Below are 13,206 nucleotides of genomic sequence, written 5' to 3' on the forward strand. Positions count from 1 at the left end.
TAGGCCACCGTCACCGCGCCGACGCTGCCACCGGTGCGGCGCGCGGTGATCACGGCCGTGCCCGCGCCTTCTGCGACGCTGGCGGTCGAGACCGTGAACGATAGCGCGCCGGCCGACGCGACCGTGTCGTTGTCGATGATCGAGATCGTGGCCTGCGACGGACTGCCGAGCGCCGCGCCAGTGGCCGCGCTCAAGCGCAGCTGCAGCGTTTCGGTGGATTCCGCGAGCGTGTCGTTGGCGATCGGGATCGACACCGTCTTGTTCGCTGCATCGCCGCTGGCCCAGGTCAGCGTACCGCTGCGCGAGGTGTAGTCATTGCCGGCCGCCGCGGTGCCGTTGGCGGTGACGTAGTTGACCGAGGCCGAGCCGTAGTCGCCGCCGCTGCGCGTCACGGTGACGACGACGCTGCCACCGGCTTCGGACACCGAGTACGCAGCCGATGTCAGCGCCAGCGTGCCCGGCGCATTGTCGTCGTCGGCGATCGTCAACGTGGCCGTGCTCGGCGACGTCAGCGTCGCCCCGCCGGTCGGAGACGACAGCGATAGCGTCAGCGTTTCGTTGGATTCGGCCGTGGTGTCATTCAGCAGCGTCACGGAGAACGTCTTGTCGGCACTGTCGCCATCGTCCCAGCTCAGTGTGCCGCTGGCGGCGTTGTAGTCGCTGCCGGCGGTGGCGGTACCGTTGGCGCTGGCATAGCTCACACCGACGGCGCCGGCATCGCCGCCGCTGCGGCGCACGGTGATCGTGACGCTGCTGCCGCCTTCGGTGCCGGCAACGCTGCTGGCCGAAAACGACAGCCGCCCCGGCCCGGGCGTGATCGATGCCAAGGCCAGCGCAGCGTCGGCCAGGCCCGAACCGCAGCCACTGCAACTGGCCGGAAACGCGCGCGCCGTACTGGTGATCGCGCTTTCGACCTCGTCGGGCGTCAGCGCCGGGTTCAACGCATAGAGCAAGCCGGCGACGCCGGCCACATGCGGGCAGGCCATGCTGGTGCCTTGCAGGTAGGCATACGAATCGCTGCCCGGCGTGGTCGAGCCGCTGTTGTAGGTCGACAGGATCGTGCGGCCGGAGCCGGAGCTGCCGCCCGGTGCGGCGATGTCCACGCCGGTACCGTAGTTCGAGTAATACGCGCGGCCGCCCGCTTCGCCGACGCTGGCCACCGAGATCACGCCGGTGCAACTGGCCGGCGAGAAATTACCGGCGTCCATCGACGAATTGCCGGCGGCAACGACGACCGTGGTGTTGCGGCTGCGTGCCGATGTGATTGCGCTTTGCAGCGTCGGCGACGACGAGCACGGATACTGCCCGCCCAGGCTCATATTGATCACTTGAGCGGGCTGCGAGTTGGTCGGCACGCCGCTGACAGCGCCGCCCGAGGCCCAGACGATCGCATCGGCGATGTCCGACGTGTAGCCGCCGCAGGCGCCGAGCACGCGCGCGATCACCAGCTTGGCGCCGTAGGCGACACCGACCACGCCCAGCGCGTTGTTGCCGACCGCCGCGACGGTACCGGCCACATGCGTGCCATGCCAGCTGCTGGTCGACGCCGACGCGCCGCACTGCCCTTGCGTGCGGTAGTCCCCCGGGTCTTGCGCATCGCCGTCGCGACCACCGCCGTCGTTGCTGTTGGTGGTGTCGGAGATGAAATCGTATTGCGCGACCACCTGGCCGCTGAGATCCGCGTGCGGTCGGTAGCCGGTGTCGATGATCGCGACGACCGCGCCAGCGCCGCTGACCGTGTCCCAGGCCGCCATTGCGTTGACGCCGGCGACGCCGTTGCTCTGCGCTGGCCCGGCGACACCCCACAGGTTGGCGAGTTGAGGATCGTTGGGTGTCAGCGAAGCCTGCATCAGCCGGTCGGGCTCCACCGACAGCAGGCCCGGCGGCGCGCTGCGCCAGATGCGCTCGGCCAGCTGTTCGAGCACGGTGGCACTGATCGGGCTGCCGTCACCCACGTCGAGCAGCAGCGCGCCGGTGGCCAGTGCGCGGCGCATCTTCAGTGCGCGCCCGCTGGCGGTCGACAGATCACCAACGCGACGCGCAGCCGCTGCCTGGAGCGCCGCCGCACCCACCGCCGTGCCCGGCGCGAATTCGGGCGCGTCGTAGCGCACGATCAGTCGCGCCGGAACCGGATCGGCCAGCGCCGCGTGCACCGCCGTTGACGCGCTCAGCACCGCCAGCATCGAGGCCATCACGAAAAAAGGAGGGCGAAACGCCATGGCACGGTCCTGGGGAAATGCGGCATCAACTCTTGCTATCGGCCGGCGTCGGCGCCGCTTGAATCGACCGACCCGCGGCGGGCCGGTCGTCGGCATTCACATGCGACTCACCGGGCCGGCTGCACAGTGATGGCCCGCAACAATCAGGAACGAACATGACCACGGCGATCAAAAAGAAGGCCTCGGCGGTCTGGACCGGCGACATCAAGAACGGCGGCGGGCTGATCTCGACCGAAACCGGTGTGCTGCGCGACGCGCCCTACGGATTCAAGGCGCGCTTCGAAAACGGCCCCGGAACCAATCCCGAAGAATTGCTCGGCGCCGCGCACGCCGGCTGTTTCACGATGGCGCTGTCGCTGGCGCTGACACAGGCGGGCTTCGTACCGCAGCGGCTCGAAACCCAGGCCGAGGTCACGCTCGACAAGCTCGGCGACGGCTACGCCGTGACCGCCGTCCATCTGGTATTGACCGCCCAGGTGCCCGGCATCGACGCCGAACGCTTCGAATCGATCGCCACGACCGCCAAGGCCGGGTGCCCGATCTCGAAGGTTCTGAACGCCAAGATTTCGCTGCAGTGCACATTGAGCAGCTGATGAACGGCGATGTGACCCGGTTCGACATCTGCCGCGGGAGGGCGTAAGGTGGCCACCGCAGTCGCTTCAAGTTTGCACAGTGTGGCTTCCCAGCGCCAAATGATTCACCCGATTCATGGCCTTCAGATCCCTCGATGCGTTCCTTGATCGCTTGCACCCCACGGGTGGTTTTTCCCGTTTTTATCAAGAAGGAATGTATCAATGAGCAATGTTTCCACCGGCACCGTGAAGTGGTTCAACGACGCCAAGGGTTTCGGTTTCATCACCCCGGCTGACGGCGGCGAAGATCTCTTCGCCCACTTCAAGGAAATCCAGGGTTCCGGTTTCAAGACCCTGAAAGAAGGCCAGCGCGTCGAATACACCGCCGCTCGTGGCCAGAAGGGCATGCAGGCGACGCAGATTCGCCCGCTCTAAGCCGTAAAGCAGTACAAAAAAACCGCGGCCCGTGCCGCGGTTTTTTTGTGGGCGACACCTTGGGTCGGATGGCATCCGTGCCACCGCTCGACGCGGCCGGCGGCGGCCTGATAGCCGCCGCAGCACCGCTGGGCCGGCGCTTCCGTGCGCGATATCGCCCGTATGTTGCACGATGACCAGACGCGGCCAGACACTGCGTTCTCTCAACCGACTCCTGCAGGTGCCGTTTTGCTTTCCACCGACTTACGCGGCGCGGCACGGCTGGCCGTGGACGCCACACTGGCGATCACGAACATCGTCGAAGGCATGCACCGCAACATCGCCCGCGCGCCGTGGATCTTCGGCGAGGTGCCGCCGGGCCGGACGCGCGGCATCACTGGGCTGGTTTACACCAGCATCCGCACCGTCACCGGCTGGGTCGGCTCGGCGCTCGACCTGACGCTGGGCCAGTTGCAGCCCTTGGTCGATGCCGCCGGCGCGATCGACGGCAATGCCGGCCGCGACGCGGTCGTGGCCGCACTCAACGGCGTACTGGGCGACTATCTGGCCGCCACCGGCAATCCGCTGGCGATGGAAATGGAGATTCGCCGTGGCGGCGTGCGCCGTGAATCGGCGGGTGCGCGCCGCGTGCTGCTGCTGATTCACGGCCTGTGCATGAACGACCGCCAGTGGCTGCGCCAGGGCCACGACCACGGCGCGGCGCTGGCGCAAGCCCACGACTACGAAGTGGCCTATCTGCGCTACAACACCGGCCGCCACGTGTCCTTGAACGGCCGCGAGCTGGCCGAACTGCTGGAACGCTACATCGAGCGCGCGGCCGAGCCGGTCGATGAATTGGCGATCCTCGGCTTCAGCATGGGCGGGCTGGTGGCGCGCAGCGCCTGCCACTACGCCGCGCAAGCCGGACACCGCTGGCCGCAGCACTTGAAGCGGCTGGTGTTTCTGGGCACGCCGCATATGGGCGCGCCGCTGGAGCGCGGCGGCAGCGGCCTGCACATGTTGCTGACGATCAGCCCGTACAGCGCGCCGCTGGCCGGGCTGGGCAAGCTGCGCAGCGCCGGCATCACCGATCTGCGCCACGGCAACGTCGTCGACGAGGACTGGGCCGACGCCGACCGCTTCGAGCGCAGCGACCGCCGACCGGTGCCGCTGGCGCTGCCGCAAGGCGTCTACTGCGCGGCCCTGGCCGGTACCACGGGGCAGCGCGTCGGCGACATCAACGACCGGCTGCTGGGCGATGGCCTGGTGCCGGTCGACAGCGCGCTCGGCATCGACCCGCAAGGGCATCGCACGCTCGCGCTGGACCCGGACGTGCAGTGGATCGGAACCGGCACGCATCATCTCGACCTGCTCAGCAGCCAGCCGGCGTTCGAGGTGCTCAAGCGCGTATTCGACCCGGCGCATCCGGCGACCTGAGCCGCTGCGTATCGCAGCGGTCCAACGCGCAGCGGCAGCCGGCTATGCTGCGCGCCCACCCGCTGCATACCGAGAGAGCCGATGGAAGATTGGGTACACCGCGCACTGGCGCGCTGGCCGAACGTGCCCGCGCTGTTCGGATGGCTGCAACTGGATCGCCGGGGACGCTGGCTGGTGCGCAACGAGCTGATCTCGCGGCCGCAGATCATCGACACGATCGGCCGCAACTACGCGGCCGATGAACAAGGCCGCTGGTACTTCCAGAACGGCCCGCAGCGCGGCTACGTCGCGCTGGAAACCGCACCGCTCGTGCTGCGCGTGCGCGGCGATGGTGACAGCGTGCAAACGCACAACGAACTGATCGTCGAGCAACCCCGCGCCGTTTACCTCGACGAAGAAGGCTCGCTGCTGCTGATGACCGAACACGGTCCCGGCGCGTTCGACGGCCAAGACCTGCCGTGGGCGCTGGAGCGGCTGCGCAGCGCCGGCGGCGAATCGATCGATGACGCGCTGCCGGTTGCGCTGGCCTTGCCCAGCGGCGCGCGCACCGCGCTGACGCTGCGCTGGAGCGCGGCACTGAGCTTGCCGGTGCAGCGGCTCGACAACGCCGAGGCGCCGGCGGCGCTGGGCTTTCAGCGCGATCCGCAGCCCGACCCGCCGGCCGGCAGCGCACTGAACTGAGCACCGTGCGGCCCGCCGACCGCAGCCGTCGCCGCGGCATGCTGATGATGCTGGTCGCCGTGGGCCTGCTGTCGTTGATGGACGGCGGGCTCAAGCTGCTGGCGGCGCGCTATCCCCCGTTGCAGGTCGCGTTTCTGCGCGGCGCCTCGTCGCTGCCGTTCGTGCTGGTCTGGGTCGGCAGCAGCGTCGGCTTCGCCAGCCTGCTGCGCGTGCGCTGGCCTTTGCACCTGCTGCGCGGCGTGATCGCGGTGGCGATGATGTCGAGCTTCGCCTACGCGCTGCGTACGCTGCCGCTGAGCACGGCCTACACGCTGTTCTTCGTTGCGCCGCTGATCATCACCGCGCTGTCGGGGCCCTTGCTCGGCGAACGCGTCGGCGTCGCGCGCTGGCTGGCGATCGCCTGCGGCTTTGCCGGCACGCTGGTCGTACTGCGTCCGACCGGTGAAGGCCTGATGTCCTGGGCCGGGCTGGCCGTGCTGGCGGCCGCGACCGGCTACGCGCTGTCGGCGATCAGCGTGCGCGTGCTCGGCCGCAGCGACAGCACGCAGAGCATGGTGTTCTGGCTGCTGACCTTGCTGTCGTTCGGCGCCGGTCTGCTCGCGCTGCCCGGCTGGGTGCCGATCGAGCGCGGCGACGCCGGGGTGATCGTCGGCGTCGGCCTGTGCGGCGCGCTCGGCCAGTGGGCGATCACCGAAGCCTTCGCGCGGGCACAAGCGTCGGTGATCGCGCCGCTGGAATACTCGGCGCTGGCCTGGGGCCTGGCACTGGACCTGCTGCTATGGCAACAGCTGCCGGATGCGATCACGTGGCTGGGCGGCACCATCATCGTCGGCAGCGGTCTGTACTTGATCCGGCGCGAGTCGGACGAATCCGCGATCGCGGCGCGCGCCGCGACCGATCCGCCTGCTTGAACAAGACGACGAGACGATGAGCGCTGCGATTCTGGTGCTGACGCTGCTGCTGTGCGTGGCCATTTCGGCCGTGGCCGAACGCGTGCTGCGGCTGCCGCTGCCGCTGACCCAGATCGCGCTCGGCGCTGCGGTGTCGATGCCCAGCTACGGCCTGCACGTCGATCTGGAGCCGCACCTGTTCCTGCTGCTGTTCGTGCCGCCGCTGCTGTTCGCCGACGGCTGGCGCATGCCCAAGCGTGAATTCTTCCAGTCGCGCGAACGCATCCTGGCGCTGGCATTCGGCCTGGTGCTGTTCACCGTCGTCGCCGTCGGCTATCTGCTGCACTGGATGATTCCGGGCCTGCCGCCGGCCGCAGCATTCGCGCTGGCGGCGGTGCTGTCGCCGACCGATGCGGTGGCCGTATCGGCGCTGGCCGGCCGCGCCGGCATCCCGAAGCGGCTGATGTACACGCTCGAAGGCGAGGCGTTGATGAACGACGCCAGCGGCTTGACCGCGTTCAAGTTCGCGGTCGCCGCAGCGGCCACCGGCGCGTTTTCACTGCAGGCGGCGTCGACCGCGTTCGCGCTGGTGGCGCTGGGCGGCGCGGCGATCGGCCTGGCGATGGGCTGGGGCATGGCGCTGTTCCAGAAGTGGCTCGCCGGCTGGACCAACGTGCAGGCGCAAGGCACGGTCGTGATGATCCTGCTGCTGCCGTTCGCCGCGTATCTGATCGCCGAAAACGCCGGCACGTCCGGCATCCTCGCCGCTGTTGCCGCCGGCATCACGCTGAACCTTAAAAGCGCCGGCGATGCCGGCGCCGACACGCGCATCGCGACAACTCACATCTGGCAGATGGTCGAGTACACGCTCAATGGCGTGATCTTCGTGCTGATGGGCCTGCAACTGCCCGACATCATCCTGGATGCGCTGCGCGAGTCGTTCCAGGAAGGCGGCTGGAAAGACAGCGCGCGGCTGCTGACCTGGGCCGGCATCACCTGGGCGGCGCTGATCGTCACGCGGCTGGTCTGGGTCTGGGGCATGTTGCACGTGACGCATCTGGCCGCGCGCTGGCGCGGCGACGGCCACCGGCCGATGCCGAAACGCCGGCTGCTGTTTGCCACCGCGCTGGCCGGCGTGCGCGGCGCGATCACGCTGGCCGGCGTGCTGTCGGTGCCGTTCGTGATCGAAGGCGGTCTGCCGTTTCCGCAGCGCAGCTTGATGGTGTTCCTGGCCGCCAGCGTGATCCTGATTTCGCTGTTCGCCGCCGCGATCGGGCTGCCGCTGCTGCTGCGCGGCATGACGGTCGAAGAAGACCCGGAAGAACGCGAAGAACAAGCGGCGCGCATCCAGGCATGCGAAGCGGCGATCGCGGCGATTGCCGTGGCAGCGCGCACCGACGACGAACTTCGCCACGTCAATGACGGCCTGTCACCGCAGGCCGCTGCCGCGCAGCGGATGATCCAGGCGTATCAGCAGCGGCTGCGCACGCTGCGCGAAGAAGCCACGGCGCCGGCTAGCGTCCGCGAACGCACTCAGGCTGACTTGCAGCTGCGGCTGATCGGCATCCGCGCCGAGCGCGACGAAGTGCTGCGGATGCATCGCCGCGACGAGATCAACGACACCGTGCTCAACGCGCTGCTGTACGAGATCGACATCCGCGAATCCGCGCTGACACCGCGCGCGACGCGCGGCCACTGACCGCTGCGTTAGTCGAGGCGGTAGACCGGATACAAGCCGAGGCGCTCGTCCCAGGACGGCGCGCGCCGCGCGAAAAACGCCAGCCGCGCCTGCGGGTCGGCAGCGAACGCGGCATCACTGGCCACACGCTGTTGGAACGCATCGGCCAGCGCCGGATCGGCGTCGAGCATCTGCCGGGCAATGTCTTCGGCGACGTAGGCTTCCAGGTATTCCTTGGGCTCGTAGGCGCCGTTGAAGAACCCCCAGGCCAGCAGCGAGTCCTCGCTTTGCGGCTCCAGCAGCGTCATCAGCAGCCGCGCACGCGGCTGCGCGATCGGCACGATCAGCGAGCCGGCCGGAATGTCGCGAGCTTCGTTCTGCCACTGGCCGTCGACGCTCAGCGTCGTGTGGCCTTCGAACGTCTGCGGCGAGAACCGCGTCTGCGTGGCGCGGAAGGTCTGCACCGGCGCCGCGCTTTGTGCGGCATCGACGATCGTGTACTGCAGGCCGTGCAGATCCAGCTTGGCCGCAACCAGCGCCGCACTCGCCGCCGGCACGACATAGCCGCGACGCGGCGCTGTCACCTGCCGATCCACTTGCACGTCGTCACGCAGCGGTACGCGCCAGATCTGCGGCTTGCGGTCGTCATAGCGGGTCATCAGCGCGCCGGACACGGTCGATGGCGTGCGCGTGTACTCGTAGCCGCGAAACTCGATGATGCGGCTGCGCTCACTGGCCTTGTACGACAGCGCGACCGGCTGCCCGGCCAGCGTCGACGCGGCGCGTGCATCGGCCGCGCGCGCCAGCGGTTGCCAGGCCGCGCCTTGGCGCGCATGGATCGCCAGCAAGGCATCGATCGTCTGCGTCGTCACGCGCACCCGCGTGGCGTAGTCCTTCCACGAGTGCGTCTCGACCAGCACGCCGAAGCGGTTGCGCTGTACGAAGTAGCCGCTGGAGTAGCGCGGCGGCGATACGCCATCGGTGAAGCCGGACATCGGATCGTCTTCGACGTCGAACGACGGATAGAACGGCAGCGGCAGCGAGCCCTTGCGACGCAACTGCCCGATGATCTCGTCGCGCAGCGCGCGGCCGGCGTCGCGCAGCGCGGCATCGCCCGAATACAGCGGCTCCAGCGTGATCGACACATCGTGCTCGAACTTGGCGCCGTCGGTGACGTGCAGGTCGACGGTGATCAGCGGGTCCCAGCGCTGGATCAATCGCAGCATCGCCTGCATTTCCGGCGCATCGGCTTTGACGTAATCGCGATTCAGGTTGAAGTTCTGCGCCGTCGTGCGCCAGCCCATCTGCTCGGGGCCGACCTGGTTGGGGCGGTTCCAGGCGCCGAAGCGCTCGTGACCGTCGACGTTGAATACCGGCACGAACACCAGCACCTGGCGCTGCAGCGTCGTATCGCGCCGTCGCAGTGCCTGGCGCAGCGCGATGAAGCCGGCGTCCTTGCCGTCGATCTCGCCAGCATGGATGCCGCCCTGGATCAGCATCACCGGCAGTTGCAACTGCTGCGCGGCTTCCGGCGTGAAGGCGCCGCGCGCCGACACAATCAGCGCCAGCATCGGCCGCCCTTCGGGCGTCGTGCCGAAGCGCTCGCAGCGCACTGCCTGCGGGAACTGCTGCGCGAACGCATCGCACAGCCGGATCACTTCGTCGTAGCGGCCGGTCTGGCGCAGGCCCGAGCGCTCGGCCAGCGTCGTTAGCGACGACGCGGCATCGTCGGCAGCCGGGACGGTGGCAGCGTGCACCGGTAACGGCAGGCCGCCGGCCAACAGCAAGCTCAGCACGGCTGCGAGGCCGGCAGCAGCGCGGGTCATCAAGGTCGTCATCGAGGCGTCAGGGTGGGTGCGGCGGCTTACGGCAGGTTCTCGATCGGCACCGGCTCGATGTCATCGGCCGGCGTGAAGCCGAACACGCGGCCGTAGAAATACAACTCGGCGGACAAGGCGCGCTGGCTCGACTGCAGCGCGCGAAATCCGTGCCGCTCGTTGGGGAAGCTGACGTAGGCCACTGGCAAGCCCTTGGCGCGCACCGCGTCGAACATCGCTTGCGATTGGTTCGGCGGCACCACTTTGTCGAGCAGCCCCTGAAACAGGATCAACGGCGTCGATAGCCGGTCGGCATGACGCACCGGCGAACGCTCGCGATACAGCGCCTGCATCCGCGGATACGGCCCGACCAGACTGTCCATGTAGCGGGACTCGAACTTGTGCGTGTCGCGCGCCAGCGTTTCAAGATCGCCGATGCCGTAGTAGCTGGCACCGGCCTTGAACGTGTCGCGGAACGTCAGTGCCGCCAGCGTCGTGTAGCCGCCGGCGCTGCCACCCTTGATCGCCAGCCGCTGACCGTCGGCCAAGCCGCGCTCGACCAGATAGCGCGCCGCGTTGACCGCATCGTCGACATCGACCACGCCCCACTGCCCGTTCAAGCGACGACGGTAGTCGCGGCCATAGCCGCTGCTGCCGCCATAGTTGACGTCGACGATCGCAAAGCCGCGGCTGGTCCAGTACTGGACCGCCGGGTTCAGCGTCGCCGTCGTCGCGCTGGTCGGCCCGCCGTGGCTGAGCACGCGCAGCGGCGGCGCAACGCCATCGGGCAACCGGTATCGGCGATTGCGCGGCGCGTAATAGAACGCATGCGCAGTCCGTCCGCCGATGGTCGGAAACTCGATGGCCTGCGGCACCGAGATGTCGGCAGCGTCGATCTGCAAGGCACTGGAGCGCCGCAGCACGTCCGTCACGCCCGTTTCAACGTCGACGCGCACCAGCGCCGGTGTTTGCGTCGGCGACCCGCCGACGAATAGCACGCGTCCATCGGCAGCCACGCGCAGGTCCTGAATATCGCGGAACGGCGTGGCGATTTCGCGCAAGATCCCGCGCGCGCGGTCGAGGACCGCCAGTTGCGAGTCGCCGCGACGGCGCAACGCGCAGATGATCCGCCCCTGACGATCGAAGCCGTACAACGACATGCCGAACACCCACTGCGGCGCGCCGAATTCGGCATCGAGCGGATACAACGGGCGCACCGCGTCGGCGCCGTCACGCCAGCCATACAGGTTCCACCAGCCGCTGCGGTCGGAGACAAACACCAGTTCGCCGTCTGGCGCGAACTCGGGCTGAAACACCGACTCCTGCTCGCCGCCGGCGATGCGCCGCGCGCTCGACACGCGGCCGTCGGCGTCGATCGGCGCCTGCCACAGCGTGGTGCCGTCCCAGGGCATGTTCGGGTGATTCCAGCTGAGCCAAGCCAGGTACCGGCCGTCGGCGCTGATACGCGGCGACGAATAGAAATCCCAGCCCGACTGCAGCACGGTCTGCTCATGCGGCGCGTCGAGCGCGATCGCCACCAGCGTGTTGACCGCCTCGGCATCCGCGCGACGATGATCTTCGCGCACGGCGATCAAACGGCGCCGCGGCGCATCGACGATCAGATCGGCGAAACGCAGACCAGGCGTCGTCACCAACGGCGTCGGCACGGCGCCGTCCTCCAGCGGCAATGCGTACAAGCCTTGATCTTCGTCGTTGCTGAAGTAGACGACGCCCTCGCCGATCACATAGGCACCACCGCCGTATTCGTGGACGCGGCTGCGCAGGCTCATCGGCGCTGCGCTGACGTCGCGTACGGTGCCATCGCCATCGCGGCGCACCAGCACCGAGCGGCCCGCTTCATTGACGCGCGATTCGAGCCAGTAAACGGCATCGCCGCGTGGGCTGATCGCGCTGATGCCGATGGCATCGGCAAACACGGCATCCAGCGTGATCGGCGACGTCCATGAGCCGGGTGCTGCCGCGACGACATCGACATCGGGTTGGGCGGCAGCAGCGGCAGTCGGGCTCATCGTCATCGTGGTCAGGCAGCTCATCAGGCAAGTCGTCAGGATCGTCCGCAAGCCGCGTGTTGCGGCAACGGTTGCATGCAGGCCGTGCTTCATCGTGACGGTTTGGAGCAGCCCCGCTGCTCAAAGCCGGCCGTGTCGGTGTAGACGGCGCCCGGCAGATAATCGCCGAGGACGGCCGCTTCGTCACCGGGTGTGCGCGTGTTCTGCACAGCCTGCGCAAAACCGGGCGACGGCAGCATGTTGCGCAGGAACAGCATGCCGTCATCATCATGTCCTGCACCGTCACCCGCCTCGCCCCAATCGACCCAGGCGACGCCGCATTCGGCTCGCGCATTGCGCGGTCGATCGGCCGCGCGGCTGACGACAACGGTGTAGCGACGCTTGGCGTCCAGCGGCACTTGCTCGTCGTAGACGCAGGCGCTGGCGCGCTGCGTATAGGCCTCGTAGTTGCACAGCGACCAGTAGCGCAAATCGCCGGCTTGAAAGCGCGCGCGGCCGCTGCGCGTTGCCGGCACACGCGGCATCGTTCCCTGCAGCACCAACACCGGCCCCAGACGACGGCTGGTCATCGCCCACAGGTACGCGTTGTCGGGGTTGCTGTAGACGCCGCCCTTGCGTTCCGGCTGGCCGCCACATTCACCGAGATAAGCGCAAGCGGCGACCACGCGAGCGTCGTAGAACGCATGCCACTGCAGCGGCTGCGTCGCGGGGAACGCATCCGGCAGTGCGCCAGCCTTCAACGGGCGCTCACGCGCCAGCAGGTAGGCCGGGCGCGGCGCCACGGTGTTGGGCATCGCCTCGCGATTCACTTCGGCGCGGACGCAGCTGTCGTCGGCCGCGAGCAAGCGGCCGTCGGCCAGCCGCAGCTGCGCTTGCGGCAGGTCAACGCCGCCGGTGCGCCCACGGCCCTGGTCCGGCACGTAGACGCGGTACAGCAGCGCGATGTCGCGCTGCTCGGGTCCGGCGTACAGCGTGTTGGCCGCGCGCCGCGCCGGCACCGCCTCGGCACGCACTTGCACGGTCCAGCGACGCGGCCGTGCCGCGCGCTCGGCGCCGTCGATGAACGGATTTCGGCTGCCGGCATCGGGCTGGATCAGCGCGTCGTGCAGCGCATCGGTCGGCGCGCCATCGGCGTCGTACAGCACCAGCGAGGCATAACGCGCCTGCGGGTAGTCACCTTGCAGCTGCAGCGTCGCGCCATCCGGCAAGCGCAGGCGCGCGGCCCAGTACGCCGCGCCGGTATCCGGATACGCATAGCTGCGCGCCGGGTCTTCACGAACCCAGGGGCCGTCCCAAAAGCAGCTGTGTTCGGCCGGTGCGGCGTTGGCGGCGACTGTCGGCGTCGTCGCCGGGTCCGGTGCGCGGCCGTTGCACGCGCCTGTGCTCGTGATCAACAGCGCGACCCACAGCGCGGTGGCCTTCATCGGTGCAGCCGTATTGGGCTTGAACATGCGCGATACCGTTCCTT

10 protein-coding genes are annotated in these 13,206 nt (G+C 68.6%); 6 read left to right on the forward strand and 4 right to left on the reverse strand.

What is annotated here, in order from left to right:
* Nucleotides 1-2,219: S8 family peptidase (locus tag BUB09_RS17240; RefSeq protein ID WP_084083429.1), on the reverse strand; the 2,219-nt coding region annotated here is incomplete at its 3' end.
* 155 nt (nt 2,220-2,374) lie between these two features.
* Between BUB09_RS17240 and BUB09_RS13545 the strand changes: the two genes are divergently transcribed.
* The 6 genes from BUB09_RS13545 to BUB09_RS13570 all read left to right on the forward strand — a co-directional run bounded on the left by BUB09_RS13545 (nt 2,375) and on the right by BUB09_RS13570 (nt 7,912).
* Nucleotides 2,375-2,812, forward strand: coding sequence for an OsmC family protein (locus BUB09_RS13545; protein WP_072898254.1), 438 nt, complete (start codon nt 2,375-2,377; stop codon nt 2,810-2,812).
* Nucleotides 2,813-3,013: 201 nt separating this feature from the next.
* The gene (locus tag BUB09_RS13550) at nt 3,014-3,226 is read left to right on the forward strand and encodes a cold-shock protein (RefSeq protein WP_072898255.1); all 213 of its coding nucleotides are present in this window, start codon (nt 3,014-3,016) and stop codon (nt 3,224-3,226) included.
* Between the two features lie 228 nt (nt 3,227-3,454).
* Nucleotides 3,455-4,642, forward strand: coding sequence for an esterase/lipase family protein (locus BUB09_RS13555; protein ID WP_072898256.1), 1,188 nt, complete (start codon nt 3,455-3,457; stop codon nt 4,640-4,642).
* Nucleotides 4,643-4,723: 81 nt separating this feature from the next.
* The gene (locus tag BUB09_RS13560) at nt 4,724-5,323 is read left to right on the forward strand and encodes a DUF2946 family protein (RefSeq protein ID WP_072898257.1); all 600 of its coding nucleotides are present in this window, start codon (nt 4,724-4,726) and stop codon (nt 5,321-5,323) included.
* A gap of 38 nt (nt 5,324-5,361) precedes the next feature.
* Nucleotides 5,362-6,234: a DMT family transporter gene (locus BUB09_RS13565; protein ID WP_366486459.1), complete on the forward strand. Its 873-nt coding sequence runs from the start codon at nt 5,362-5,364 to the stop codon at nt 6,232-6,234.
* 16 nt (nt 6,235-6,250) lie between these two features.
* Entirely contained in the window at nt 6,251-7,912 is a 1,662-nt protein-coding gene (locus tag BUB09_RS13570; RefSeq protein WP_072898258.1) for a Na+/H+ antiporter, read from the forward strand.
* A gap of 8 nt (nt 7,913-7,920) precedes the next feature.
* Here BUB09_RS13570 and BUB09_RS13575 read toward each other — a convergent pair whose 3' ends face one another.
* From BUB09_RS13575 to BUB09_RS13585, 3 genes are all read right to left on the reverse strand, one after another.
* A complete protein-coding gene (locus BUB09_RS13575) occupies nt 7,921-9,717 on the reverse strand; it encodes a M14 family metallopeptidase (RefSeq protein WP_139250290.1) in 1,797 nt (598 codons plus the stop codon).
* Between the two features lie 38 nt (nt 9,718-9,755).
* Entirely contained in the window at nt 9,756-11,738 is a 1,983-nt protein-coding gene (locus BUB09_RS13580; RefSeq protein WP_072898348.1) for a dipeptidyl-peptidase 5, read from the reverse strand.
* A gap of 89 nt (nt 11,739-11,827) precedes the next feature.
* Nucleotides 11,828-13,189: a hypothetical protein gene (locus BUB09_RS13585; RefSeq protein WP_072898259.1), complete on the reverse strand. Its 1,362-nt coding sequence runs from the start codon at nt 13,187-13,189 to the stop codon at nt 11,828-11,830.
* Nucleotides 13,190-13,206: the final 17 nt, after the last annotated feature.

This window comes from Hydrocarboniphaga daqingensis (assembly GCF_900129825.1).
GTDB lineage: Bacteria > Pseudomonadota > Gammaproteobacteria > Nevskiales > Nevskiaceae > Hydrocarboniphaga > Hydrocarboniphaga daqingensis.